Raw genomic sequence first — 25108 nt, forward strand, 5'->3', positions numbered from 1 at the left:
CCGCACACACCCCGATCAGGAGCCGACCCATGACTGACCGGACGCCACAGCCGCAGGGCACGGTGCGCCTCACCGTCGCCCAGGCCGTCGTCACCTACCTCTCCCGGCAGTACTCCGTGGCCGACGGTCACCGCCGCCGACTCGTCCCGGCCGCGCTCGGCATCTTCGGACACGGAAACGTGGCCGGGCTCGGCCAGGCCCTCGACCAGCTCAGCGATCAACTCCCGTTCGTCCAGGGCCGCAACGAGCAGGCACTCGTCCATATCGCGACCGCTTACGGCAAGGCCACTCGGCGGCACGCCACCCTGGCCGTCACCGCCTCCATCGGTCCGGGCGCCCTGAACATGGTGACCGGCGCGGGACTCGCCACCGTCAACCGGCTGCCCGTTCTGCTGCTGCCGGGCGACACCTACGCGACCCGCCACCAGGGCCCCGTACTCCAGCAGTTGCAGCACCCCGTCGAGGCCGACGCCTCGGTGAATGACGCCTTCCGGCCCGTCTCCCGCTTCTTCGACCGCATCACCCGGCCCGAACAGCTCCTGACCGCACTGCCCGCGGCGATGCGCGCGCTCACCGACGTGGACACCGGAGCGGTCGTCGTCTCCCTCCCGCAGGACATCCAGTCCCACGCCTACGACTACCCGGTGGAGTTCTTCACCGAGCGCGACTGGCCGATCCGCCGCCCCGCGCCGGACACCGATGAGGTCGCGGCGGTGGCCCGCATGCTCGCCGAGGCCGAGAAGCCGCTGATCATCGCCGGTGGCGGGGTCGTGTACTCCGGGGCCGGCGAGGAGTTGGAGGCGCTTGCCGAGGCGGCGGGGATCCCCGTCGCCGAGACGTTCGCGGGCAAGGGCGCCCTCCAGCGCCGCGCCTGGTGGCAGCTGGGCGGCATCGGCCTGGAGGGCACCCCGGCCGTCAACGCCCTGGCCCGGGAGGCCGACGTGGTGCTCACCGTGGGCTCACGCCTCACTGACTTCGCCACCGCCTCGCACTCCGTCTTCCAGAATCCGGACGTGCGGTTCGCCAGTATCAATGTCAACGTGCACGACGCGGGCCGCCTGGGCGCGACCGGCATCGTGGCCGACGCCAAGCGGGCCCTGACCGCGCTCGCCGACGCCGTACGCGGACACGGCACCACGACGTCCGATGCCTGGCAGGAGAGGGTCCGCACCCTCGACGAGCGGTGGCGCGAGCAGCGTGCCGCCGCGCTCGACCCGGACACGCCCTTCGACTTCGCGTCGCTGCCCGACGGCTCCGACGTCGTACGCGGCACCGGCGCGGCCCTCACCCAGGGCCAGCTGATCGGCCTGCTCCAGGAGCAGGCCCGGCCCGGTGACACGATCATCGCCGCCGCGGGCGGCCCGCCCGGCGACCTGCTGAAGGTGTGGGACGCCACCGAAGGCCGCTTCGCCCACCTGGAGTTCGGCTTCTCCTGCATGGGATACGAACTGCCCGCCTCGATCGGCGTCCGCTTCGCCGAGCCGGACCCGTCGAAGCGGGTGCTGTCACTGCTCGGCGACGGCACCTTCCTCATGAATCCGACCGAATTGGTCACGGCCGCGCAGGAGAAGCTCCCGGTCACGATCGTGATCCCGGAGAACCACGGGTATCAGGTCATCCACCGCCTCCAAATGGTCCGCACCGGACGGGAGTTCGGCAACGAGTTCCGCTACCGCGACGGCGGCCTGGAGATGGGCTCGGACAAGCCCGCCCGTCTGGCGGGCGACTACCTCCAGGTCGACCTCGTGCAGACCGCCGCCGGCCTCGGCGCCCGCGCGCTGCGTGCCACCACCGCCGACGAGGTGCGTGCCGCACTGGCCGAGACCCGCGGCCACGAGGGTCCCGTCGTCCTCGTCGTGCCCGTGATCCCGCACGCCGACCTGCCCGGTGCCGGGGCGTGGTGGGACGTGGCCCCGGCCGAGGTCTCCGAGCAGGAGACCGTGGCCCAGCTGCGCCGGGAGTACGAAGAAGGCCTGGCGTCCCAGAGGTGGTACGGATGAATCCCCCGCTTCTGGACCACTCACCCCTCGACCATGGCCGCCTGCGCGCTCGGCTCGCCGTCGGGGAAGCCACCCTGGGCACCTTCGTCGGCCTCGCCTCCCCGGTGACGGCCGAGGTGTGCGCCGCCGCCGGAGCAGATTGGCTCCTGCTCGACCTCGAACACGGCGCCGGGGGCGAGGAGCAGGTCCGTACGACCGTCCCGGCCGCGGCGGCCTACGGCGTGCCGACGGTCGTCCGCGTCGAGTCCGCGGCCCGTATACGCATCGGCCGCGTCCTCGACCTGGGCGTTGCCGGGATCATGCTGCCGCGCCTGGACACGGCGGCCGAAGTCCGGGAAGCACTACGGCACTTGAGGTACCCGCCCGCAGGGGACCGGGGCGTCGCCACCTACAACAGGGCCTGCCGTTTCGGACTCGACACCGCGGCCCTGGACCGTGAAGGGGAGATCCTCGGCGTGGTGCAGATCGAGTCGGCGAGCGCGCTGGGGGAGGTCGAGGCGATCGCGGCGCTGGACGGCGTCGACGTGCTGTTCGTCGGCCCCCGCGACCTCAGCCACGACCTCGGCGTGCCGGGCGAGTTCGCCGCCCCGGTCTACCGGGAGGCTCTGGAGCGCGTCCGCAAGGCCGCCGCCGACCACGGCAAGGCGTGCGGGCTCCTCGTCCCCGACGGGGCTGCCGCGGCCGCCAAACGGGCCGAGGGCTGGACGTTCATCGCCATCGGCTCCGACTCGACCCTGCTCGCCGCCGCCCTGTCCGCCGCGCTCGGCGAGGCCCGGACCCAGGCCCTGTGACCATCAGGAGACACTCATGACCGCCACCACCTCGGGCGCCGGACGCGAGATCGGCGTCGGACTGATCAGCGTCGGCTGGATGGGCAAGCTGCACAGCCGCGCCTATCAGGCGCTGCCTTCCGTCTACCCGGAGCTGGGCATCAAGCCCCGGCTCGTGCACGCCGCCGACACGGCCGAGGACCGCGCGGCCTACGCCCGTGACGTCCTCGGCTACGAGAAGGCCACGACCGACTACCGTGCCGTCCTCGACGACCCGGACGTCGAGGTCGTGTCGATCTGCGCGCCGAACATCGTGCACCACGAGATCGGCATCGCCGCCGCCAAGGCCGGCAAGCCGTTCTGGATCGAGAAGCCGGTCGGGCGCAGCGCCGAGGAGGCCGCGGAGGTCGCCGCCGCGGCTCAGGCGAGCGGCGTGGTCACCTCCATCGGCTACAACTACCGGCACGCCCCCGCGGTCGAACGGGCACGCGAACTGATCGCCGAGGGGCGGCTCGGCCGTATCACCAACGTGCGCGCCACCTTCTTCTCCGGTTACGCCTCCGAGCCCAAGGGCGCCCTGTCCTGGCGCTTCAAGCGGGATCTGGCCGGGCACGGCGCGCTGGGTGACCTGATGAGCCACGTCGTGGACCTCGTCGCCTACGTCGTGGCCCCGATCAACGAGGTCTCCGCGCTGACCAGCACCGTCTACACCGAGCGCCCGATCCTGCCCATGGGCTCCGGCACGCACTTCGCGGTGATCGAGGACGGCGAGATGGCCCAGGTGGAGAACGACGACTACACCGCCGCCCTGGTCCGCTTCGACGGCGGAGCCGTCGGCACCCTGGAGGCGTCCCGCGTCATCGTCGGCCCGCAGTGCGGCATCGGCTTCGAGATCTACGGCACCGACGGCTCCGTCACCTGGAACTTCGAGCGCATGAACGAACTGCGCGTCGCCCTCGGCCGGAGCGGCCCCCACCAGGGCTACACCACCGTGCTCAGCAACGGCCACATGGGCGACTACGCCAGCTTCCAGCCCGGCCCCGGCAACAGCATGGGCTACGACGATCTGAAGGTCATCGAGGCCAAGAAGTTCCTCGCCGCCGTGGCCGGCATCGAGCACCGCAACTCGACGATCGAGGACGCCCACGCCGTCGCCGAGGTGATCACGGCGGCCGCGGCCTCCGCGGAGAGCGGTTCCTGGCAGCCGGTGCCCGCGGTGGCGGGCGCGAACTTCGGTCATCCGGTGCGGAGTTGATCGTATGTCCGAGCACGTCGTAGTGGCTCTCGGCCCCGTCGACGCCGACACGGTGACCCCCGTCCTCGGCGACCGGGTCACCTTCGTCACCGATCCGGCACCCGCGGACCTCGCGGTCGCCGAAGGCGCCATCGTCCGCGCCGACCGGCGCGTCGACGAGGACTTCCTGCGTCGGACCCCACGGCTGCGGGTCATCGCCCGCACTGGCGTCGGAGTCGACCTGGTCGACGTCGCGGCGGCCTCCGCCCGCGGTATCCCCGTGGTCATCACCCCGAACGCCGGCAGCCGCGCCGTCGCCGAGGGCGTGTTCGCCATGGCTCTGCACCTGACCAAGCGATTGCGACCGCTCACCGAACTGGTACGGGACGGCCGCTGGGCCGAGCGGGGCGCCGTCCCGATCGGCGACCTGGACGGCGCCGTCCTGGGGATCGTCGGCTACGGCCGCATCGGCCGCCGGGTCGGCGAACTCGCCGCCGCGTTCGGGATGCGGTCCCTCGCCTACGACCCGTTCAGCCCCCCGCCGCCCGAGTTCGCCTGCGCCGACCTGGGCGAACTCGCCGAGTCGAGCGACGTGCTCACCCTGCACGCCCCGCTCACCGAAGGCACCCGGCACCTCGTGAACGAAAGACTGCTGGCCCGCGTCAAACCGGGAGCGGTCCTCATCAACTGCGGCCGCGGCGGCCTGCTCGACTCCGACGCCACCCTGGCCGCACTGGAGTCGGGCCGTCTGTCGGGCGTCGGACTGGACGTGTTCGACCCCGAGCCCGCCCTCCACCACCCGCTGTTCGACCACCCCGACGTCGTTCTCACCCCTCACCTGATGGGCATGACGCGGCGGGCGATGACCCTGACGTTCGTCGACGCGGCCCGCGGTGTCGAAGACGTCCTCGCGGGCCGCCGGCCGGCCGCGGTCGCCAACCCCGACTGGAACCACCGAAAGGTCACGGCATGACCATCCCACCCGTGAACAGGATCGCCGGCGCGCCCATCTCCTGGGGTGTGTGTGAAGTGCCCGGCTGGGGCCACCAGTTGAGGCCCGAACGCGTACTGAAGGAGATGCGCGAGGTCGGCCTGGCCGCTACCGAGATCGGCCCCGAGGGCTTCCTGCCCGGTGAGCCCGAGGCCATGGCCCAGACCCTCGCCCACCACGACCTGAACGCGGTCGGCGGCTTCACCCCGCTGCTGCTGCACGTACCCGGACACGACCCGCTGCCCGAGGTGGACCGGCTCCTTGAGAGCTACGCGGCCTCGAACGCGGACGTACTCGTGCTGTCGGCCATCACGGGGCAGGACGGCTACGACTCCCGCCCCGAACTCGACGAGGACGGCTGGAAGCGGCTGCTGTCCAACCTCGACCGCCTGACGGCCCTGGCCGCCGAACGTGGCGTACGCGCCGTCCTGCACCCGCATGTCGGCACGATGATCGAGAACGGCGACGAGGTCCGGCGCGTCCTGGAGCACTCGGCGATCTCCCTCTGCCTCGACACCGGCCATCTGCTCATCGGCGGCACCGACCCCGCCGAGCTGACCCGCCAGGCACCCGAGCGGATCGCCCACACCCACATGAAGGACGTGGACGCCTCCCTCGCCGCCAAGGTCCAGTCAGGTCGCCTCGCCTACACCGAGGCCGTCCGCGAGGGCATGTACCGCCCGCTCGGCGCGGGCGACGTCGACGTACAGGCCATCATCACGCACCTCGCCGCCCGTGGATACGACGGCTGGTACGTCCTGGAACAGGACACCATCCTCACCGAGGAGCCCAAGGAAAAGGGGCCGGTCGACGACGTGTGGGCCAGCGCCGAGCATCTACGCTCGATGCTGCGCGGCGTCGCCTGACCGTATACCAGTCTGATGTACTTTTGATGGCTCCCCGGGGATTGACCAGCGTGTGCAGGGCGCCCAAGAATTGCGAGGCAACTTCGTCTCCATTCTTGGCATTGCCATGGTTGGCGCGTCGGCCCCTTTCCGAACATGAGAAATGCGGGAAATGGAAATGACTGCTGAGCAGCTGCTGGCTACATGTTGGACCACTGCGGGCGACGCCGCTCCCGACAGGAATGACCAGAGCAGTCCACTGAGCCTTCGGGAACGGGCCGAAGCGGCGAGCGCCGCCGGGTTCCAGGGCTTCGGGCTGGTGCACGCGGACCTGCTGGTGGCCGAGCGCGAGTACGGGCTCGCGGGCATCCGGTCGATATTCTCGGACAACGGCCTCGCCCACATCGAACTGGAAGCCTTCGCCGACTGGTGGGCCGACGGGCCCCGGCGGGCCGCGTCGGACGCCGTCCGCCGGGACCTCCTCGAGGCCGCCGAGGCGCTCGGCGCACACCACATCAAGATCCATGGCGATGTCGAGGACGGACCGCTGCACCTCGACGTCTGGGCCGAGGAGTTCGCCGCGCTGGCGGCCCAGGCGGACGCCGTGGGTGCCCGGGTCGGGGTCGAGTTCCTGCCCTGGTCCAATCTCAAGACCGTGCACGACGGACTCCGGCTCGTCGAGGCCGCCGGCCACCCGGCAGGCGGCGTCATCATCGACGTCTGGCACACCGAGCGCGCCCACACTCCACCGGCCGAGCTGGCGGACGTACCGGGTTCGCGCATCGTGGGCGTGGAGCTCAACGACGCCGACAGCCAGGTCGTCGGCAGCCTTTTCGAGGACACCGTCCGGCACCGCCGCCTGTGCGGGGAGGGCTCCTTCGACCTGCCGGCGATCATCGCAGCGCTCCGTACGGCCGGTTGGTCCGGTCCCTGGGGAGTGGAAATCCTCTCGGACACGCACCGTGCGCTGCCGGTGAGGGATGCTGCCAAAGCGGCGTACCGGACTGCCGCGGCGCTCCTGAAGTAAGAGCCGCAGGGGTGGTGAGGACGGAATCACGGTCGTCCTCACCACCCCTGTTTTCACCCGCTCACCGCGCGTCGGGTGCAACCCACTCCCCCCGTACCAGCAGCTGGAACTCGAACACATACCGCGTGGCGTCGTAGAGATGCGTGCCGTACTCCACGGCCGCCCCGTCGGCGTCGTACGCCGTCCGCCGCATGGTGAGCAGCGGCGCACCCGCGGGTTCCCCGAGGCATTCGCCCTCCTCGGCAGTGGCCGTATGGGCGCCGACCGCCTGATGCGCGCTGTGCGGACCGATGCCGGCCGCACGGAGGAGCCGGTACAGACCTGTGGTTTCCAGCAGTTCGGTGTCCAGGTCGAGCGACAGGTCGCCGGGAAGGTAGTTGCGCAGGACTGCCACGGCGAGTCCGTTCGCGTACCGGATCCGCTCCAGTCGGGCCACACTGTCGCCCTGCCCGATGCCCAGAGCCGTGGCCACCTCGGCAGACGCGGGGACGACATCGTTGCGTACCACCCGTGTGCTCGCTGTCTGCCCGGCCTCCACCAGGTCGTCGTAGAGGCTGGTGAGCTCCAGCGGGCGCTTGACCGTGCTGTGGACGACCTGGGTGCCGATGCCCCTGCGCCGTACCAATAGCCCCTTCTCGACCAGGGCGCTGATGCCTTGCCGGACGGTTGGCCGTGACAGGCCGAGCCGTTCGGCAATCTCCACTTCGTTATCGAGCAGGTCGCCCGGCAGGAGCAGACCGCGGACGATGGCCTGCTCCAACTGCTGGGCCAATTGGTAGTACAGCGGTACCGGGCTCTTGCGGTCGATGGCGATGCCCAGCCCAGCCGTACTGCCCACAGCTTTCCGGCGCCCGGGGCGGAGGCTCTTCATCGGGTGCGGGTTCCTTTCGGGCGGCCGGATTCAGGCACGGATAAATGTCGATCCCGCTCAATCGTGGTTATTGCACCTCGTAGCTCTCAGGGAAGTGAAGGGATGACGCGACGATACTCCTGACCATGTCAGGTGTAGGGGTCACGCGTAACCAGCGTCAAGCATTTGTTCTGACATCTTGCTTTGATGGATAAATGATGTCTTTACAAATGTTGACCTGGGGGTGGCGTGACGGTTCTATCTCGTCATACGAAACAGCCGTGTTAACGGCATGTGATCCGGAGCGTTCGCTCGATCAGCCGCCTCTCCCTTCCCTGCCGCACAGTGAGGTGCCGGAAAGATGGACCGTTTGTCTCGCCCCCATTCCCGCAGAATCAGCCCCGTCGTTGCCGCTGCGGCGGCCGCCGCCCTGCTGGTCGCCGGATGCTCCAGCGGCTCCGGCGGCAAGAAGGCCGACGAGGCCGGGAACAACATCTCGGCCGGCAAGGCCACCACACCCCGCATGACGGTCGCCCTGATCACGCACGCCGCGCCCGGTGACACCTTCTGGGACACGATCCGCAAGGGTGCCCAGACCGCCGCTGCCAAGGACAACGTCAAGCTCGTCTACTCCTCCGACCCCAACGGCCCCAACCAGGCCAACCTGATCCAGAACGCGATCGACCAGAAGGTCGACGGCATCGCGGTCACTCTGGCCAAGCCGGGCGCCGTGAAGGGCGCGATTGCCAAGGCCGAACAGGCCGGTATCCCCGTGGTGGGCTTCAACAGCGGCGTCGACGACTGGAAGAAACAGGGTCTGCTCGAGTACTTCGGCCAGGACGAGACCATCGCCGGCGAGGCCTTCGGCCGCAGGCTCAACAAGGTCGGTGCCAAGCACACGACCTGCGTGATCATGGAGCAGGGGCAGGTCGCTCTGGAGGCCCGCTGCGCCGGTGTGAAGAAGACCTTCCGCGGCAAGACCGACATCCTCTACGTCAACGGCACCGACATGCCGTCCGTGAAGTCGACGATCACCGCCAAGCTCAAGACGGACAGCTCCATCGACTACGTGACCACCCTCGGCGCCCCGTTCGCGATGACCGCCATCCAGTCCATCGCCGACGCCGGCAGCAAGGCCAAGCTCGCCACGTTCGACCTCAACAAGGACGCGGTCGGCGCCATCAAGTCCGGCAAGATCCAGTGGGCCATCGACCAGCAGCCGTTCCTTCAGGGCTACCTGTCGGTCGACGCCCTGTGGCTGTACAAGACGAACGGCAACTTCAGCGGCGGTGGTGCGGAGGCCGTGCTGACCGGCCCGGCCATCGTCGACAAGTCCAACGTCGAGAAGGTCGCCCAGTTCGCCGCGAAGGGAACCCGGTGACAACCATGACCCAGACCACGGCAATGTCCCACCCCCGTTCCCGCAGAATCACCCCCGTCGTTGCCGCGGGGGCGGCCGCCCTGCTGGTCGCCGGATGCTCCAGCGGCTCCGGCGGCAAGAAGGCCGACGAGGCCGGGAACAACATCTCGGCCGGCAAGGCCACCACACCCCGCATGACGGTCGCCCTGATCACGCACGCCGCGCCCGGTGACACCTTCTGGGACATCGTCCGCAAGGGTGCCCAGACCGCCGCTGCCAAGGACAACGTCAAGCTCGTCTACTCCTCCGACCCGAACGCCGGCAACCAGGCCAACCTGGTGCAGAACGCCATCGACCAGAAGGTCGACGGGATCGCCGTCACCCTCGCCAAGCCCGACGCGCTCAAGAGCGCCGTTGCCAGGGCCGGGAAGGCCGGCATACCCGTCGTCGGCTTCAACTCCGGTGTGAGCGCCTGGAAGAAGCTGGGCTTGCTGGAGTTCTTCGGGCAGGACGAGACGGTGGCCGGTGAGGCGTTCGGCAAGAAGCTCAACGAGGTCGGCGCCAAGCACACGGCCTGTGTCATCCAGGAGCAGGGCAACATCGGCCTCACCCAGCGGTGTGACGGTCTGAAGAAGACCTTCTCCGGCAAGACCGACATCCTCTATGTCAACGGCACCGACATGCCGTCCGTGAAGTCGACGATCACGGCCAAGCTCAAGCAGGACAGCTCGATCGACTTCGTTGCGACCCTCGCCGCCCCGATCGCGTCCACCGCCGCACAGTCGTTGTCCGAGTCGGGCAGCAAGGCCAAGCTCGCCACGTTCGACCTCAGCAAGGACGCGGTCGGCGCCATCAAGTCCGGCAAGATCCAGTGGGCCATCGACCAGCAGCCGTTCCTTCAGGGCTACCTGTCGGTCGACGCCCTGTGGCTGTACAAGACAAACGGCAACTTCAGCGGCGGTGGTGCGGAGGCCGTGCTGACCGGCCCGGCCATCGTCGACAAGTCCAACGTCGAGAAGGTCGCCCAGTTCGCCGCGAAGGGAACCCGGTGATGACCATGACCCAGACCACGGCTCCGGCGACGGGCTCCCCGTCGCCGACCTCGCAGGCCGGTGAAAAGGACGGCCGCACATCTGAACGGCCGCTGGCCATCCGGTTGTTGGCGCGGCCGGAGGTGGGTGTCTTCCTCGGTGCCGCCGCGGTGTACCTGTTCTTCCTGATCGCCGCCCCGCCGGTGCGCGACGGCGATTCGATGGCCACCGTGCTGTACCAGTCGTCGACGATCGGCATCATGTCGCTGCCGGTGGCGCTGCTGATGATCGGCGGCGAGTTCGACCTGTCGTCCGGTGTCGCGGTGATCACCTCTGCGCTGACCGCCAGCATGCTCAGCTACCAGCTCACCCTGAACGTGTGGACGGGTGTGCTCGTGGCGCTGATCGTGTCGCTGGCGATCGGCTTCTTCAACGGCTGGATGGTGGTCAAGACCGGCCTGCCCAGCTTCCTGGTCACCCTGAGCACCTTCCTGACCCTCCAGGGCGTCAACCTCGCGGTCGCCAAGCTGGTCACCGGCAACGTGGCCACCGACGACATCAGCGACATGGCGGGCTTCGGTCAGGCGCAGAAGATCTTCGCCTCCTCGTTCGGCATCGGCGGCGTCCAGGTGAAGATCACCGTGTTCTACTGGCTGGCCTTCGCCGCTTTGGCCACCTGGGTCCTGCTGCGCACCCGGTACGGCAACTGGATCTTCGCGGTCGGCGGCAACAAGGAGAGCGCACGGGCGGTCGGCGTGCCGGTGACCTTCACCAAGATCTCCCTGTTCATGCTGGTCGGCTTCGGTGCCTGGTTCGTCGGCATGCACCAGCTGTTCACCTTCAACACGGTGCAGTCGGGCGAGGGCGTGGGCCAGGAGCTGATCTACATCGCCACAGCGGTCATCGGCGGCTGTCTGCTGACCGGCGGCTACGGCTCCGCGATCGGCCCGGTATTTGGCGCGTTCATGTTCGGCATGGTCAACCAGGGCATCGTGTTCGCGGGGTGGAATCCCGACTGGTTCAAGGCCTTCCTCGGAGTGATGCTGCTCGGCGCCGTCCTGATCAATCTGTGGGTCCGCCAGTCGGCGACCAGGAGGAGGTAACCGACCCCATGACATCCAGCAACGAATCCGGCGCGCAGGGCGCAATCCTCGCGGACAATGCCCCGGACAACGACGGTGCCATCGTCGAACTGCGCGGCGCCGGCAAGTCGTACGGCAATGTCCGCGCCCTGCACGGCGTGAGCCTGAGCGTCTATCCCAGCCAGGTCACCTGCGTGCTCGGCGACAACGGCGCGGGCAAGTCCACCCTGATCAAAATCGTCTCCGGGCTGCACCGGCACACCGAGGGCGACTTCCTCGTCGACAACACCCCGGTGCGCTTCTCCACCCCCCGCGAGGCCCTCGACAAGGGGATCGCCACCGTCTACCAGGACCTCGCCACCGTGCCGCTGATGCCGGTGTGGCGCAACTTCTTCCTCGGCTCCGAAATGACCAAGGGGCCCTGGCCGATCCGCCGCCTCGACATCGAGCGGATGAAGAAGACCGCCGACCACGAGCTGCGCGAGATGGGCATCTTCCTCGACAACCTCGAACAGCCCATCGGCACCCTCTCCGGCGGCCAGCGGCAGTGCGTGGCCATCGCCCGCGCCGTCTACTTCGGCGCCCGCGTCCTCATCCTGGACGAGCCCACCGCCGCACTCGGCGTCAAGCAGTCCGGCGTCGTGCTCAAGTACATCGCTGCCGCCCGCGACCGCGGTCTGGGCGTCATCTTCATCACCCACAACCCGCACCACGCCTACATGGTCGGCGACCACTTCAGCGTGCTGCGCCTGGGCACGATGGAACTGTCCGCCTCCCGCAGCGAGATCACGCTCGAGGAGCTGACCAACCACATGGCCGGTGGCGCCGAACTCGTGGCCCTCAAACACGAGCTGGCGCAGGTCCGCGGCGTCGACGTCGAGGAACTCCCCGAACACGACGAACTTCAGGCCGGCACAGCTCAGGCCAACTGACCACACCCACCACGGAGGCATCAGAACTTGCCATCTGAGCGAGCACTCGGCGTTGCCGTCGTCGGCACCGGCAAGATGGGCGCGGACCATGCGCGCAGACTTCATCATCTCGTCAGCGGGGCTCGCGTGACCGCCGTCGTCGACATCGAGACGGAGCGCGCCAAGACGCTCGCGGCCGCGATCGAGGACTGCACGGCGTACACCGAACCCACGGCCGCCATGGAAGCACAGGACGTGGACGCCGTCCTCATCGCCTCCCCGGGACCCGCCCACGAGACGGCCCTGCTCGAGGCGCTCGGCCGTGACCTGCCGGTGCTGTGCGAGAAGCCGCTCACCCCGGACGCGGCCTCCGCCCTGCGCGTCCTGCGGGCGGAACAGAAGCTTGGGCACAGGCGTGTCCAGGTGGGCTTCATGCGGCGTTACGACACCGAATACCTGAAGCTCAAGCGGCTCCTCGACGGCGGGGAGCTGGGCAGGACGCTGATGCTGCACCACCGGCACCGCAACCCGGCCATGCCGTCGTGGTTCACCGAGGAGATGCTCATCAACGACTCGGTCGTGCACGAGATGGATGTGACCCGCTGGCTCCTCGACCAGGAGATCACAGCGGTCACCGTGCACAAACCGGCCTCGACGTCGTACGCCCCGACCGGTATGAACGACCCCCAATTCGTGCTCTTCGAAACCGAGTCGGGTGCTCTCGTCGACGTCGAGATCTTCGGCCACTGCGGCTACGGCTACCAGGTGTGCGCCGAGGCGGTCTGCGAGCGCGGCACCGTACGCATCGACGACGAGCACGGCCCGCGGCTGACCACCGACGGCCGTTGGGGTGGCCGTGTCGCACCGGACTACCTCGAGCGATTCGAGGACGCCTACGACCGCGAGATCCAGACCTGGGTGGACGCCACGCGGCGCGGCGAGACGACCGGCCCCAGCGTCTGGGACGGCTATGCGGCCGCGGTCGTGTGCGAGGCGGGGGTGCTGTCCCAGCGGGAGGGGCGGCGCGTCGACGTCGAGCTGATCGAACGGCCCGCCTTCTTCTCAGCCGGTGAGCGGAAGCACCGTACGCGGCCGGACCGGGAACCCGGCCGCCTGGTAGCACTCGTCGATGAGCCGCATGGTGGTGAGCGCGTCCTCCGCGTCCAGAACCAGCGGTGCGCCGTCCCGCACGTGGGCCGCGAAGGCTTCGAGCTGGAAGGCGTACGACGACCTGCGCCCAAGTTCCTCGGTGCGCTCACCGGCGGCTGTGCGCACCACCACCCGGTCGTCCAGGTGCGGCTGCACGAAGTTCATCACCGTGGCCTCGCCGCGCGTGCCCACGACCCGGCAGCTCATCTGCCACTTGTCGTACGCCATATGGCAGTTGGCCGTGCCTGTGGCCCCACCCGGGAACTCCAGATCGGCGTACAGCCACTCATCGACACTCTCGGCTCCCGCTCGCTCTCCGCCGCGCGCGGTGACCAGCCGGGGCGCGCCACCGGCCCAGGGAGCGAGCATGCGCAGCGCGTGCAGGCTGTAGCACCCGAGGTCCATCAGCGCTCCGCCGGCCAGCGGCAGTGACCAGCGGACGTCGCTGTCCGGCGGAGCGGGCATGGCGACCATGGCCTCGATGTGCCGGGGGTCGCCCAGCTCCCCGCTGTCCAGCAGCTCGTGCAGGCGCCGGGTGACCGGGTGGAACAGGTAGTGGAAGCCTTCCATGAAGGCGGTGCCCGCCTTGGCCGCGGCCTCGCGGACCTCGGCCGCCTCCTCGGCGTTGCTCGCGGACGGCTTCTCGGTGAGGACGTGCTTGCCGGCCTGGAGGGCGGCCAGATTCCACGGCCCGTGCAGGCCGTTGGCCAGCGGGTTGTAGACGACTTCGAGCTCGGGGTCGGCGATGAGCTCGGCATACGAGCCCACCACCCGCTCCACGCCGTGCGCGGCCGCGAAGTCCTCGGCGCGCGACCGGTCGCGGGCGGCCACCGCGACGAGACGGTGGCCGCCCGCACGAGCGGGCCCCACGACCGAGAGTTCGGCGATGCGGGCGGCGCCCAGGACGCCGATCCGCAGCGGTTCGTTCGTCATCCCTTGCGCACCTCGTCGAGCGTTACGGGCCGGTGCTCGCGGAGCGAGAGGGTGCACGCCTCGGCGATCCAGCTCGCCTCGATGGCGTCCGCCACCGTGCACGGGGACGGCCGGGTGCCCGCGACCACCTCGGTGAACGCGGTGAGTTCGGCGCGGTAGGCGGCGGAGAAGCGGTCCATGAAGAAGTGGTGTGGGGTGTCGGCCGGGAAGGTGGCTCCTGGTTCGACGGAGCGCAGTGGCAGCTTGTCCTCCAAGCCGACCGCGATGCTGTCCTTCATGCCGTGCAGTTCCAGGCGTACGTCGTAACCGCGCGCGTTGTGGCGGGAGTTGGAGATGACGGCGATGGTGCCGTCGTCCAGGGTGAGCAGGGAGGACGCCGTGTCGACGTCGCCCACCGCACGGATGTGGTCCGCGCCCCGGTTGCCGCCGGTCGCGTACACCTCGACCACCTCGCGGCCGGTCACCCAGCGCACCACGTCGAAGTCGTGCACGCTGCAGTCGCGGAAGATGCCGCCGGACACGGCCACGTACGCGGGCGGCGGTGGAGCGGGGTCGAGGGTGGTCGACCGGACCGTGTGCAGGTCGCCGAGTTCGCCGCTCACCACGGCCTGGCGTGCGGCCACACAGCCCGCGTCGAAGCGCCGGTTGTAGCCGATGTGCACCTCGACCCCGCTGCCTTCCACCGCGCGCAGCACCTCCAGGCTCTCCTCGACGCCGCGGGCCACGGGCTTCTCGCAGAAGACCGGGACGCCTGCCTTCACGGCGGCGAGGATGAGTTCGGGGTGCGCGTCGGTGGCGGCGGCGATCACGACGCCGTCGACGCCGGCGGCGAACACGGCCTCGGGAGAGTCCACCGTGGTGGCCCCGAACCGTGTCGAGGCCGATCCGGTGGCCGCGGCCACCGGGTCGGTGACCACGAGGGAGTCCACCGCGTCCAGCCCGGCGAGCGTCTCCGCGTGGAAAGCGCCGATCCGGCCCAGTCCCATGATGCCTATACGCATGCGGCTCTTCTTTCCTTCAGTTTCGAGAGAGCGGCTCAGTCCTGGCCGCCGAAGACGATCTGGTCCCAGTCGATGACCGAGCCGGTCACCACCCCGCTGCGGTCGGAGAGCAGGAAGACGACGAAGTCGGCGATCTCGTCGACCTGTCCGAGCTTGCCCATCGGCTGTGCCTGGGCGGCCCTCTCCCGCCAGTCGTCGCCCGCTCCGTGGAAGGCGCGCTGTATGGCGTCCTCGCCTTCGGTGTCCGTCCAGCCGATGTTGAGGCCGTTGATCCGGATGCGGTCCCAGCGGTGGGCGTGGGCGGCGTTGCGGGTCAGCCCGGCGAGTCCGGCCTTGGCCGCGGAGTACGGGGCCAGGTGGGGCGGCCCGCCGTGGGCGCAGTTGGAAATGATGTTGACGATGGTTCCGGGTGCCATGCGGGCCTTCATGTCGGCCACCGCCGCCTGCATCGCGAAGAACGGCGCCCGCAGATTGATCGCCATGTGCTGGTCGAACAGCTGCGGCGTGGTATCGAGGAGCGAGCCGCGTGATGTCAGCCCGGCCGCGTTGACCAGGCAGTCGATGCGCCCGTGAGCGTCCACGGCGGGTGCGGCGCTGTCGCGCGCCTGAGCCGGATCAGCGAGGTCGGCGCGTACGAAGAGCGCGCCCGTGTCGGCGGCGAGTTTCTCGCCCGCCTCGGCCCGGCGGCCGGTGAAGACGACACGAGCGCCCTCCCGCACGGCGGCCCGCACGATGCCCGCGCCGACCCCCTGGCTGCCGCCGTTGACGAGGACGACCTTGTCCTCGAGCAGTCCCATGATGCGGTGTTCCCTTCAGCTCTGGCGGCGCTCGGCGGCCGCCTGCAACTCCTGGCACGGCCGCTCGGGGGCACAGCCCTCGTCGGCGGCTTGCCACACGGTGTCCGCCTGCCAGGGCGGGGCGAGACCGTCGACCGGTGGATCGAGGTCCAGGTTGGTCGGGGAAGGGGCAGCCCCCGGCGGTGGCGGCGACCATGCGGCGCGGTCAGTCCTCAGAGGCCCCCTCGGCCGTCCGGCGTGGCAACACCGGACGGACCGCGTGCGCCATCGCCTCACGGTCCACCGTCTCCATCGCACGGCCGAAGGCGGAGCAGATCTGCGACAGGCGCCCGGACCCATTCGTCCCGCACATCGCGACGGGCTCCGGGGCGGCCGTGAACGTGCGGAGCTGTTCGCTGTCGCAGAGCGGAACGTTTTGTTCGACCCGCTCGGCCGAAGGGCGGTCGGCGGGGTCGGCGCTCTGCTCCACGAGCGGGCTGAACGCTTTCACACCACGGTCCGCCTCGGTCGACCATCCGAGCTCCCGCGGGTATGGGAGACATCCCGGGTCCTTTCGCAGTCCGTGTATTTCTGCCAGTGTTGAGAACCTGAACCCGTCATTCAATGCTTAGCGATACATCAAAAACCCATCATCAGTCGTTGAGATCAGTTGGGATCAGTCATGAGACACCCCTACCCGATCAGGGAAATCGCCCGTCAGGCAGGACTGAGCACGGCCACGGTCGACCGGGTGCTCAATCAGCGGGGCAGTGTGCGGGAGAGCACCATGAGAGAGGTCCATGAAGCGATCAAGGACCTGGACCGCCAGCAGAGTCAGGTCCGCCTGGGGGGCCGCACCTTCATGATCGATATAGTGATGCAGGCCCCGGAGCGGTTCTCCACCGCCGTACGCGAGGCGCTCGAGGCCGAACTGCCCTCCTTGCATCCCGCTGTCGTGCGTTCGCGCTTCCACTTCCGTGAGAGCTGCTCACCCGCCGAGCTGATCAGGACCCTGGACAAGATCGCTAACCGGGGCTCGAAAGGCGTGATCCTCAAGGCACCGGACGTGCCAGAGGTCGCTGCCGCCGTCGGTCGGCTGGTCGCGGCCGGCATCCCCGTCGTCACCCTGGTGACCGACTTGCCCCACAGCGCGCGCCTGGCGTACGTCGGCATCGACAACCGCGCAGCCGGCGCCACCGCCGCCTACCTGCTCGGACAGTGGCTCGGCAACCGACCCGGCAATGTGCTCACCACCGTCAGTCGCGGCTCCTTCCGCGGCGAGGAAGAACGCGAAATGGGCTTCCGCAGCGCCATGCGCCTCGCCCACCCCAAACGGTTCCTGGTGGAGGTCACCGACAGCGACGGCTTGGATGCCACCCAGCACGATCTCGTCCTCGAGGCACTCAAGCACGACGAGGACATCATCGCCGTCTACTCCGCGGGCGGGGGCAACCTCGCCACCCTCGAGGCTTTCGACGCGCTCGGCCGGGAGTGTGCGGTGTTCATCGCCCACGACCTCGACCACGACAACACCCGGCTGCTGCGCGAGCGCCGCCTGTCCGCGGTCCTCCACCACGACCTGCGTCAGGACATGCGTCGTGCCTGCCAGATCGTCATGCGGGCCCACAAGGCACTCCCCGACGACGGCCCAGTCCTGCCCTCGGCGATCCAGGCGGTCACGCCGTTCAACATGCCGCCCGGGACGGCGTCCATCGCGGTCGTCGACTGAACTCGACGCAAGCGCACGGTGTGGCGCCACTGAACCGATGATCTGGAAGCGCAACCGGTGGGCCGTGTGGGCGGGCCGGTCCGGGCCCGCGGTGTCTTCGGTGTGATCGCGAGCTCGGCGCGGGCCCGTCGCCAGTGGCGGGAACGGTAGGCCGATCCGTCGTCGGTCAGGGCATCGGTCCGCGGTTGCGGGTGCGCGGTGCCGGGCGGCTACCGGGTGCCTGCAGGCGGGCACCGCCGCGTACGCCGTGCGCTGGCACCTAATGGGGCGCAAGGCCGTTCTCGGAACCAGGAGTTGACCGGGACCGGTTGGCCTGTCAGACGGCCGTTCTGAGGCTCCAGGCGTCCCACAGCGTCAGCTGAAGGAAGTAGCACCAGGAGCCGACCCGCTCTTGGATCCGGGCATCCTCGAGGTCGGCCAGTTCCTGCGGGTTGATCAGGATCGCCGCCGGCTGGCCAAGGCCGGGCGGGTGGCGTGCAGCGTTTGGGTAGAACCAGACCCTCACACCCCCTTCGCCGAAGGTCCGCGCTTCATCTGGGAGCGGGGCCCGCCGAAGCCGGATCAGGCGCGCAGGGTGACGCCGAAACGGGTCCTCATCCGCCGCAGTTCCCACAGCGAGACAGCGGTCACCGACAGCGGCCCGCCCAGCGTGGAGCAGAACTGGACGATGGGCGGGCCCCCCGGCATGCCGTCGCCGATCAGGCTGAAGGCCGCGAACACCCACACCAGCGTCAGGGTGAGGACGGGCGGCAGCATCGGGTGGACCTGGGCGCTGTTGAAGGCACTGCGGGCCGAGTACAGCGACGCCATGAAGAAGAAGGGAAAACCCCACACGATCACGATCAGCGAGGCGACGGCCAGTACGTACTCCCACCAGCTCTTCCCGTCGTCGGCGTCGACGATCAGGGCCGTCGGGACGAGGATTCCGCCCATCACGACCAACGTCAGCACGTACCAGCCGACCGCCTTGAGCGGAGCGCGCAGCCGGGAGCGCAGATGCGGCCGCAGGTGCGGGGGCGCGTAGTAGATGAATGCGATGATGACCAGGGGTGCGGCGATGATCAGCACGAACGGGGCGACGATGAGTTGAGCGGCACCGCCGTACGCCGCGTCCTCCCAGCGGTTCGGATCCACGTTGTAGGCGAGGATCAGGGCGATGGTGGCGGCGGCGCCGAGCACCGTGCGGGCCAGCTGGACGCGGTCCACGGTGCGGTCCTCGATCCGGCTGTCGCCCTCCTGCGCGAAGAGCCTGGTGGCAACGCGGTGCGCGGAGCGCAGGATCGCGCCGACGAGCCCGAAGGGAGAGCCGAACGACAGGCAGCCGCGGCGGCGCCGGGCGGCGGACCTCGTGGACTGGGGGCCGTAGGGGTACGGAGGGTGGTTCGGGTTCGGGTACGGGCCCGGATTCGGTGGTGGCGGACCGTACGGGCCGCCCTGCGGTGGTCCGTAGGGAGCGCCCCAGCCGCCCTGGCCTCCCGGTCCGTTGCCGCCAGGCTGACCCGGGCCGTTTCCCGGCCCCCATCCCCCCGTAGCCATGCCGCTCCCCGTTCGCTTTCGGCCAGTTGGCGTGTGTCCTGTGGTGCCAGGCGCAGTGTAGTGGCACATCAGGTGACAGAGGCCGCGCTCGTTGCCGGTCGCGCCGCCTTGCCCGTCGCGCCACATACGTGGATATCCGTCAGCGCGCCCCGCATTGCCTCACTACCCACCGTGGCACCAGCACCCGCTCACCATACTTTGCCCGCTGTAGACCGCTCCTCCGCGGCATCTCGTGTAGCCCTGCGTGACCGTGAAGAAACCAAGACCTGGGCCAGTGGCACAGGCCGACAGCAGCTCAGCACGCAGAGCTTGACAGAGAACAGAACCGGTCGGTGCAGAGCTCGGTGGCCAGCTGGCCACCACAGCCGCCGAGCAGCAGAGCGCACCAGAACGTGTCGCGCTCGTGCCAGTGGCGAAAGGCGTCCAGCTCGATCGCCTCCAGCGGCGGCATGAGCGGCTCCTCACGGTGACATACAGCGCGACGACGGCCAGGATCACGACGGCGACCTCGGGGAGAGCTCGTGCTCTCTCGGGGGTTCGACACGACTTTTCGACACCCCCGCCGGACGGGACCGGATCAACGCAGTCCGGCGAAGAGATCATTCTCGGGTACGGCAGCGCCGGTGCTGTCCTTGACACGTACGAAGGTCTCCATGCCCATCAACTCGCCGAACCGCTCCTTGCCCATCTTGAGAAAGAAGATGTTCTCGCCCTGACTGGCGTGCGCGGCCAGCGCATCGAACTTCTGACCGCTGAATGCGGTGGTGTCCACCCACGTGGTGATCTCATCGTCGGGGAGGCCGATCTCGGCCATCGCGGCGGTCTCGGCGGGATCCGGCTCCGGCATGTCCTCATGAAACTCGCGCATGGTCTCCCCGAACCGCTGCATCATCGAGCGGGGCATCGTCGTCCAGTACACCTTCGGTGTCAGGGTGGTCATCTCCAGCGCCGCCATCGTGATGCGGTGGGCCTGGATGTGGTCGGGGTGGCCGTAGAAGCCGTTCTCGTCGTAGGTGACGACCACATCGGGGCGGTAGTGCCGCATGAGTTCCGCGAGTCGGGCGGCGCCTTCCTGCACGGGGGTCTGCCAGAAGGATCCAGGGGCGTCGTTGCTCGGCCAGCCCGTCATCCCGGAGTCGGCATAGTCCAGCATCACCAGATCGCTGACCTTCAGGACGTCACAGCTTGCCAGGAGCTCTTGACGGCGCATCAAGGCGACAGCCGCCGGATCGTGCCCGGGATCGCCAGGTTTGACACCCCCCGTTCCGTCACCGCAACCGCCGTCGGTACACGTCACGAGAACCGTGCGGATGCCTTCCGCCGCGTACCGTGCGAGGACCCCTCCGGTTCCGGTGGCCTCGTCGTCGGGGTGGGCATGCACTGCCATGAGCGTCAAGGGCCGGTCAGTCATGAAACAGTCCTCCTGCAGAAATACGTCGTTGGTCCACGGCGGGCGTTCCGCGATCCCGGGGCCCGGATCCTGTCCGGGCGCATGACCTTGTTCCCACCCGTGCGACACCGGTCCCTCGGTCGATACAACAGTGCTGGCCGGACCGGCTGTTCCCGGCGCGGCCGCTTGGCCTTCCCCAAGGCGTCGGCGTGAGAACTCGAACGCGGTACGGGCGCAGCGCGCAGCACCTTCCGAGATCCGGTCCGCCTCGGGGCAGCCAAGAACAGATCGTCGACGGTGACCTGGCCTCACGCTTTCATGAAGCGGGCTGTCCGACGGGTGGTCCGTCCGCCTGCTCTCGGCCAGTTCGTGGGCTGCTTTCATCGTGTCCACACTCAGGCCGCTGAGCACCGTCGTGGCGATGGAACGCAGCCGACCCGCGACGACATCCGCTGCCAGTTCGGCGAGGATTCTGCCCTGGCTGGCGGTGTCACCACCGGCCATGATCTTGCTGAACACGGTTTCGGTGTGCAGCGAGACGGATTTACCGGCGAGCGGTCCAAGATCGAGGGGACCGTTCAGATCGATGACGGCAAGGTGGCCGAATGGCCGCAGGATCTCTGCGATCCTGCCGACATTGCCGATGGTCCCCGAAGTGGACAACACCAGGTCGATCCGGTGGACACCGGCGTCACGTAGTTGACCGTGCACGTTTCCGGTGTGGTCGACGACCACATCCGCTCCCATCCTCGTGCACCACTCGCGTGATTCTGGACACGAGGCCGTGCTCGCCACCAGGGCCGAGGTCCTGCTCTTCAGCAGCTGTGTCGCCGGCGTCCCCACGCCGCCGGCGCCGCCGACGATCAGCCCCCGGTCGGGCGCGAACCCACGCGCGCGAGGGGCGCTTCGAGGAGTGATCGCCCGAGGCCCGGCTGGGCGTAAGCAGCTGATGTCTTTCCGATCTTGAGAGTTGCGCGTCGAAAGGGCCGTACTCCATCCGACCGAGGAGTCAGATGGCGTCTACGTGCCAACGGCGGCCAAATCGGTCTCGCAGGTTGATGTCTTTGGTGGCAGGTACAGCTTCGAGCATCGGGGGGCGGGGCCGCACCGGTAGCGAGGAGGCGATGCAGCGGTCGTCGGGCACATCGAGTCCAGCCAGCTCGGCAGGACGTCTGACCGCGGCTCCAAATGTGCTCGAAGACGGCATAGACGTCGAAAGCCACTTCGTGCGCCCTTGCGTACATCGCCGTTGTCAAGAAATGCGCCGTCCGTCCCGGCTCAGTTGCTCGAACGGGCGATACCGAGCGCCGCAGTCCGCACGGCGGGGGCAAGCCGGTCCACGGCCGCCCGGTCGGCGGCAGCCCGGGAGTGCGCCACGATGCCGAGTGCGGCGCGTACTCCGCCATCCAGCCTGAGGATCGGGGCCGCGACGGACACGGCTCCCAAGGTCATCTCTTCGCAGGAGTAGGCCACTCCGGACTTGCGTACCTCGGCCAGCGCCGCCGCAAGCCGGCCGGGCTGGATGATGGTGTGTGGGGTCATTCGGACCAGGCCTGCCTCGGTGACGGCACCGAACAACTCCCTCGCCGAGAAGGCCAAGAGAGCCTTCCCGACCCCAGTCGCGTGCAGGGGGAGCCGACCACCGATGTGGGTCTGCGTAGGAACGGCCTTGCCGCTGGAGATCTTCTCAATGCAGAGGGCTTCGTGGCCGTCCAGGACCGTCAGCTGGATGTTCTCCTGGGTCGCCCGAAACAGATCGTGCATGTAGGGGAGGGCCGCCTCCCGGAGCCCGCGCTGCTGCGGAGCGAGAGTGCCGATCGTCCACAGCCGGATCCCGATGCGATAGCGGCCGTCGTCGAGACGCTCCAGCCCACCCCAGTTGCGGAGTTCATTGATGAGCCGACGGGCGGTCGAGACAGGTAGACCGCTTCGCGTGGCCACCTCGGTGAGCGTCAGCGCGGGATGAGCCACGTCAAAGCAGTCAAGGACGGCGAGCAACCGACGAGAGACGGTCTGGCCTGGGGCATTCGTTCGTCCGGCCACATTCTCACCTTCGTCTGGTTGTCCGGCCCGCCCTCGGACCAAGCTGCCCGACACCTTAAAGAGCAGTGCCACTGAATGGCAATGAAGTCTGGCGCGGGGCCGAGTTTCGGCCACATTATCGCTGCGTTACTGAGAGCTTGCAGCCTTGTCCGGCCCTCCCGACACGAGGTGCGACCTCGTGTCGGGAGGGCCGGCAGAGAACGAGGAGGTTCTGCGGGTGTTGACGAGCCGCGAAGACGAACTTGCCCCGCGGGGGCCGACCGGGTACTGGGCGCCGGACCGGGACGCAGTCATCCGGAATTGCGTTGCCACTGGGTGGAAGCCAGTCGGGGGGTGCCGATGACTTCATCACGGGCAGCCTCCGCCTCCCCCGAAAAGACCAGCTTCTGGGTACGCCAGGGCATCGTCCCGAAACTCCGCTGGGGATTCGTGGCGCTCACCCTGTTCATGATCGGCGACGGGATCGAAGCCGGCTTCCTGTCCCCGTACCTCGACGCACACGGCTTCGGCCCTGGCCAGGTTTCCCTCCTATGGAGCGTCTATGGGCTCGTCGTCGCCCTGGGCTCATGGCTCTCGGGTGCGCTCACCGAGGCCTTCACCGTCCAGCGGGTGATGTTCGCCGGGTTCGTGATCTGGGTCGTCCTCGAGATCGCGTTCCTGATCGCACTGGCACAGAACGACATCACGCTCATGCTGATCACCTTTGGCATCCGCGGCCTGGGATACCCGCTCTTCTCCTATGGCTTCCTCGTCTGGGTGGCGAGGGACACTCCCGACGCGGTAATGGGCAAGGCCGTAGGCTGGTACTGGTTCTTCTTCGTGCTCGGCCTCGGGGTGATCAGCTCCTACTACGCGGGCTTCGTCATCCCGCTTATCGGGGAGTTCGCAACCCTCGCCTCGTCGCTCGTATTCATCGGGGTGGGCGGAAGCATGATGTTTCTCCTGGTAAAGGCACCCAGGCAGGAACCGACCGACCTCGCCACGAGCCTGCGCTCGATGTTCGGCGCCCTCAAAATCGTCGTCGAGCGTCCGAAGGTGGGCATCGGCGGGATCGTGCGAGTGATCAACACGTTGGGCTTCTACGCCTTCGTCGTGTTCCTGGCCACCTACATGGTCCGTGATGCCGGGCTGTCCACCTCTGAATGGCAGAAGGTGTGGGGGACGATGCTGCTGGCAAACATCCTGGGCAACGTGCTGTTCGGGTACGTCGGCGACTACGTCGGCCGCATCTCGACCGTAGCGTGGTTCGGCGGATTTCTCTGCGCGGTGAGCGCTCCCGCCTTCTACTACGTTCCGAAACTGCTCGGCCCGAACTTCTGGGCGATCCTCGGCGTCGGGGTTGTCTACGGAGCCGCGCTCGCCGGTTTTGTTCCGCTGTCCGCGATCTTGCCCTCGCTGGCTCCACACCGCGTCGGCAGCGCCCTCGCGGTCCTGAACCTGGGCGCGGGAGTGAGCCAGTTGATGGGACCGGCGGTAGCCGGGCTCGTGGCACCGATCGGGATCGCCGGAACGGTCTGGGTCATCTCCGGCATCTACGTCGTCGGCATCGGGCTGACCTACGGACTGCGCGCCCGGGACACGAATCCGGTGGGCAGTGCCGATCTCCCGTCCTCCTCCAGCCCGGCCCTGCCCGCCAACCAATGACTTCGCGGACAAAGGAGATCCGGGTGCCGAATCAGGAAAAGGCCCGCGAGACCCTGCCGACCATCGTCCTTCTGCACGGGATGTGGCACGGCGGTTGGGCCTGGGAATCCGTCGCGACACTGCTCGAAGCGAACGGCTATCCATGCGTGCGGGTCACATTGCCCGGCAAAGACCGCGCTCCAGGCGACCCCACGTTCCGGGGCCACTGCGACCACCTCGCCCAACTCCTCGCCGACATCCCCGATGACGTCGTCCTCGTAGGGCACTCCTACTCCGGAGCCCTGCTGGGAGAGGTCGGCGGCGCACCCAACGTACGCGCCATGGTGTTCGTCAGCGCATTTGCCCTCGAGCCCGGGGAGTCGGTCGCGTCGGTCAACGACGCGCAGGCGGGGTCGCAGGCCGGCGCGAACGAGATCCGCCGTGTCGGCGACTACCTGGTCATCGATCCGGAAATCGCGCGGAATGGGTTTTATCACGACTGCACACCGACTGACACAGCGAACGCCGTCGGGCGCCTTACGCCCGAGCACGTCGGCACCCGGGCCGCGGTCATCACTGAGGCGGCTTGGCGGACGGTCCCCTCTCACTTCGTCGTCTGCACCCTGGACCGGGCATGTACGCCCGAGGTCCAGCGCATGATGGCGGCCCGGCTGGGGTCGTCGAGCGATCTCGAGTCAAGCCATTCGCCGATGCTGTCGATGCCGGAGGCGGTAGCGCGTACGATCGCCGGCTTCGAGTCCAGGCACCGCGCATCGCCCAACGGGACGGAGCGTGCGTCGTGAGCGACTCGACGGCCGACACTGTGC

The 25108-nt window shown here is 68.7% G+C and carries 22 protein-coding genes and 2 pseudogenes; 14 read left to right on the plus strand and 10 right to left on the minus strand.

The features are described 5' to 3' along the window. Window positions 1–29 precede the first annotated feature (29 nt). The 6 genes from iolD (at window position 30) to GWI24_RS03345 (ending at window position 6867) form a co-directional block, all read left to right on the plus strand. Window positions 30–2000, plus strand: coding sequence for a 3D-(3,5/4)-trihydroxycyclohexane-1,2-dione acylhydrolase (decyclizing) (gene iolD / locus GWI24_RS03320; RefSeq protein ID WP_210944385.1), 1971 nt, complete (start codon window positions 30–32; stop codon window positions 1998–2000). Beyond that, on the plus strand, window positions 1997–2791 hold the full coding sequence (locus GWI24_RS03325) for an HpcH/HpaI aldolase/citrate lyase family protein (RefSeq protein ID WP_247615815.1): 795 nt from the start codon (window positions 1997–1999) through the stop codon (window positions 2789–2791). The genes iolD and GWI24_RS03325 overlap by 4 nt, the downstream gene beginning before the upstream one ends. A 16-nt stretch (window positions 2792–2807) precedes the next feature. Beyond that, window positions 2808–4025 (plus strand): Gfo/Idh/MocA family protein, encoded by a 1218-nt coding sequence (locus tag GWI24_RS03330; RefSeq protein WP_210944386.1) that lies wholly within the window; start codon window positions 2808–2810, stop codon window positions 4023–4025. A 4-nt stretch (window positions 4026–4029) separates the two neighbouring features. Beyond that, window positions 4030–4977, plus strand: a complete 948-nt coding sequence (locus tag GWI24_RS03335) for an NAD(P)-dependent oxidoreductase (RefSeq protein WP_210944387.1) — start codon at window positions 4030–4032, stop codon at window positions 4975–4977. Between the two features lie 11 nt (window positions 4978–4988). Continuing rightward, the gene (locus GWI24_RS03340; protein WP_308343409.1) at window positions 4989–5861 is read left to right on the plus strand and encodes a sugar phosphate isomerase/epimerase; all 873 of its coding nucleotides are present in this window, start codon (window positions 4989–4991) and stop codon (window positions 5859–5861) included. Between the two features lie 157 nt (window positions 5862–6018). After that, window positions 6019–6867: a sugar phosphate isomerase/epimerase gene (locus GWI24_RS03345; protein WP_210944389.1), complete on the plus strand. Its 849-nt coding sequence runs from the start codon at window positions 6019–6021 to the stop codon at window positions 6865–6867. Between the two features lie 61 nt (window positions 6868–6928). Here the strand turns inward: GWI24_RS03345 and GWI24_RS03350 are convergent, their stop codons facing one another. Beyond that, window positions 6929–7738, minus strand: coding sequence for a GntR family transcriptional regulator (locus GWI24_RS03350; protein WP_210944390.1), 810 nt, complete (start codon window positions 7736–7738; stop codon window positions 6929–6931). A gap of 340 nt (window positions 7739–8078) precedes the next feature. Here GWI24_RS03350 and GWI24_RS03355 point away from each other — a divergent pair, with 340 nt between their 5' ends. The 5 genes and pseudogenes from GWI24_RS03355 to GWI24_RS03375 all read left to right on the plus strand — a co-directional run. Continuing rightward, window positions 8079–9098: a sugar ABC transporter substrate-binding protein gene (locus GWI24_RS03355; RefSeq protein WP_210944391.1), complete on the plus strand. Its 1020-nt coding sequence runs from the start codon at window positions 8079–8081 to the stop codon at window positions 9096–9098. Between the two features lie 23 nt (window positions 9099–9121). Next, a complete protein-coding gene (locus GWI24_RS03360) occupies window positions 9122–10129 on the plus strand; it encodes a sugar ABC transporter substrate-binding protein (protein ID WP_210944415.1) in 1008 nt (335 codons plus the stop codon). After that, a complete protein-coding gene (locus GWI24_RS03365; RefSeq protein ID WP_210944392.1) occupies window positions 10129–11211 on the plus strand; it encodes an ABC transporter permease in 1083 nt (360 codons plus the stop codon). The genes GWI24_RS03360 and GWI24_RS03365 overlap by 1 nt, the downstream gene beginning before the upstream one ends. 8 nt (window positions 11212–11219) lie before the next feature. Next, window positions 11220–12122, plus strand: a complete 903-nt coding sequence (locus tag GWI24_RS03370) for an ATP-binding cassette domain-containing protein (protein WP_210944393.1) — start codon at window positions 11220–11222, stop codon at window positions 12120–12122. 27 nt (window positions 12123–12149) lie between these two features. Then, window positions 12150–13163: pseudogene (locus tag GWI24_RS03375) on the plus strand (Gfo/Idh/MocA family protein); the annotation flags it as partial. Here the strand turns inward: GWI24_RS03375 and GWI24_RS03380 are convergent. The 4 genes and pseudogenes from GWI24_RS03380 to GWI24_RS03395 all read right to left on the minus strand — a co-directional run. Beyond that, window positions 13164–14183, minus strand: coding sequence for a Gfo/Idh/MocA family protein (locus GWI24_RS03380; RefSeq protein WP_210944394.1), 1020 nt, complete (start codon window positions 14181–14183; stop codon window positions 13164–13166). Continuing rightward, window positions 14180–15184 (minus strand): Gfo/Idh/MocA family oxidoreductase, encoded by a 1005-nt coding sequence (locus tag GWI24_RS03385; protein ID WP_210944395.1) that lies wholly within the window; start codon window positions 15182–15184, stop codon window positions 14180–14182. The genes GWI24_RS03380 and GWI24_RS03385 overlap by 4 nt, the downstream gene beginning before the upstream one ends. A gap of 35 nt (window positions 15185–15219) precedes the next feature. Further along, entirely contained in the window at window positions 15220–15981 is a 762-nt protein-coding gene (locus GWI24_RS03390) for an SDR family oxidoreductase (protein WP_210944396.1), read from the minus strand. A gap of 15 nt (window positions 15982–15996) precedes the next feature. Then, window positions 15997–16306, minus strand: a pseudogene (locus GWI24_RS03395) (phytanoyl-CoA dioxygenase); the annotation flags it as partial. A 336-nt stretch (window positions 16307–16642) separates the two neighbouring features. Here GWI24_RS03395 and GWI24_RS03400 point away from each other — a divergent pair. Continuing rightward, complete coding sequence (locus tag GWI24_RS03400; RefSeq protein WP_210944397.1) at window positions 16643–17689, plus strand: LacI family DNA-binding transcriptional regulator; 1047 nt, start codon at window positions 16643–16645, stop codon at window positions 17687–17689. 316 nt (window positions 17690–18005) lie between these two features. Here the strand turns inward: GWI24_RS03400 and GWI24_RS03405 are convergent, their stop codons facing one another. From GWI24_RS03405 to GWI24_RS03430, 5 genes are all read right to left on the minus strand, one after another. Further along, on the minus strand, window positions 18006–18194 hold the full coding sequence (locus tag GWI24_RS03405) for a hypothetical protein (protein ID WP_210944398.1): 189 nt from the start codon (window positions 18192–18194) through the stop codon (window positions 18006–18008). A 56-nt stretch (window positions 18195–18250) separates the two neighbouring features. Next, a complete protein-coding gene (locus GWI24_RS03410; protein ID WP_210944399.1) occupies window positions 18251–19225 on the minus strand; it encodes a hypothetical protein in 975 nt (324 codons plus the stop codon). Between the two features lie 295 nt (window positions 19226–19520). Next, complete coding sequence (locus GWI24_RS03415; protein WP_210944418.1) at window positions 19521–19676, minus strand: hypothetical protein; 156 nt, start codon at window positions 19674–19676, stop codon at window positions 19521–19523. A 126-nt stretch (window positions 19677–19802) separates the two neighbouring features. Next, window positions 19803–20636, minus strand: coding sequence for a PIG-L family deacetylase (locus GWI24_RS03420; protein WP_210944416.1), 834 nt, complete (start codon window positions 20634–20636; stop codon window positions 19803–19805). Window positions 20637–21893: 1257 nt separating this feature from the next. Next, window positions 21894–22730: an IclR family transcriptional regulator gene (locus tag GWI24_RS03430; protein WP_374103265.1), complete on the minus strand. Its 837-nt coding sequence runs from the start codon at window positions 22728–22730 to the stop codon at window positions 21894–21896. 267 nt (window positions 22731–22997) lie between these two features. Here GWI24_RS03430 and GWI24_RS03435 point away from each other — a divergent pair, with 267 nt between their 5' ends. Continuing rightward, window positions 22998–24302 carry an MFS transporter gene (locus tag GWI24_RS03435; RefSeq protein WP_281788919.1) on the plus strand — a complete coding sequence of 435 codons (1305 nt, stop codon included), beginning with the start codon at window positions 22998–23000 and terminating at the stop codon, window positions 24300–24302. A gap of 23 nt (window positions 24303–24325) precedes the next feature. Next, complete coding sequence (locus GWI24_RS03440; RefSeq protein ID WP_210944402.1) at window positions 24326–25084, plus strand: alpha/beta fold hydrolase; 759 nt, start codon at window positions 24326–24328, stop codon at window positions 25082–25084. Window positions 25085–25108 lie beyond the last annotated feature (24 nt).

Source organism: Streptomyces sp. MK37H (genome assembly GCF_018035285.1).
Taxonomy (GTDB): Bacteria; Actinomycetota; Actinomycetes; order Streptomycetales; family Streptomycetaceae; genus Streptomyces; species Streptomyces endocoffeicus.

Bases quoted from the DNA above. Each gene is read 5' to 3' on its own strand.
- GWI24_RS03350 (WP_210944390.1), bottom strand. From the start codon at position 7,738: ATGAAGAGCCTCCGCCCCGGGCGCCGGAAAGCTGTGGGCAGTACGGCT.
- GWI24_RS03390 (WP_210944396.1), bottom strand. From the start codon at position 15,981: ATGGGACTGCTCGAGGACAAGGTCGTCCTCGTCAACGGCGGCAGCCAG.
- GWI24_RS03365 (WP_210944392.1), top strand. From the start codon at position 10,129: ATGACCATGACCCAGACCACGGCTCCGGCGACGGGCTCCCCGTCGCCG.
- GWI24_RS03370 (WP_210944393.1), top strand. From the start codon at position 11,220: ATGACATCCAGCAACGAATCCGGCGCGCAGGGCGCAATCCTCGCGGAC.
- GWI24_RS03400 (WP_210944397.1), top strand. From the start codon at position 16,643: ATGAGACACCCCTACCCGATCAGGGAAATCGCCCGTCAGGCAGGACTG.
- iolD (WP_210944385.1), top strand. From the start codon at position 30: ATGACTGACCGGACGCCACAGCCGCAGGGCACGGTGCGCCTCACCGTC.
- GWI24_RS03435 (WP_281788919.1), top strand. From the start codon at position 22,998: ATGACTTCATCACGGGCAGCCTCCGCCTCCCCCGAAAAGACCAGCTTC.
- GWI24_RS03355 (WP_210944391.1), top strand. From the start codon at position 8,079: ATGGACCGTTTGTCTCGCCCCCATTCCCGCAGAATCAGCCCCGTCGTT.
- GWI24_RS03410 (WP_210944399.1), bottom strand. From the start codon at position 19,225: ATGGCTACGGGGGGATGGGGGCCGGGAAACGGCCCGGGTCAGCCTGGC.
- GWI24_RS03330 (WP_210944386.1), top strand. From the start codon at position 2,808: ATGACCGCCACCACCTCGGGCGCCGGACGCGAGATCGGCGTCGGACTG.
- GWI24_RS03385 (WP_210944395.1), bottom strand. From the start codon at position 15,184: ATGCGTATAGGCATCATGGGACTGGGCCGGATCGGCGCTTTCCACGCG.
- GWI24_RS03415 (WP_210944418.1), bottom strand. From the start codon at position 19,676: ATGCCGCCGCTGGAGGCGATCGAGCTGGACGCCTTTCGCCACTGGCAC.
- GWI24_RS03360 (WP_210944415.1), top strand. From the start codon at position 9,122: ATGTCCCACCCCCGTTCCCGCAGAATCACCCCCGTCGTTGCCGCGGGG.
- GWI24_RS03380 (WP_210944394.1), bottom strand. From the start codon at position 14,183: ATGACGAACGAACCGCTGCGGATCGGCGTCCTGGGCGCCGCCCGCATC.
- GWI24_RS03345 (WP_210944389.1), top strand. From the start codon at position 6,019: ATGACTGCTGAGCAGCTGCTGGCTACATGTTGGACCACTGCGGGCGAC.
- GWI24_RS03335 (WP_210944387.1), top strand. From the start codon at position 4,030: ATGTCCGAGCACGTCGTAGTGGCTCTCGGCCCCGTCGACGCCGACACG.
- GWI24_RS03420 (WP_210944416.1), bottom strand. From the start codon at position 20,636: ATGACTGACCGGCCCTTGACGCTCATGGCAGTGCATGCCCACCCCGAC.
- GWI24_RS03325 (WP_247615815.1), top strand. From the start codon at position 1,997: ATGAATCCCCCGCTTCTGGACCACTCACCCCTCGACCATGGCCGCCTG.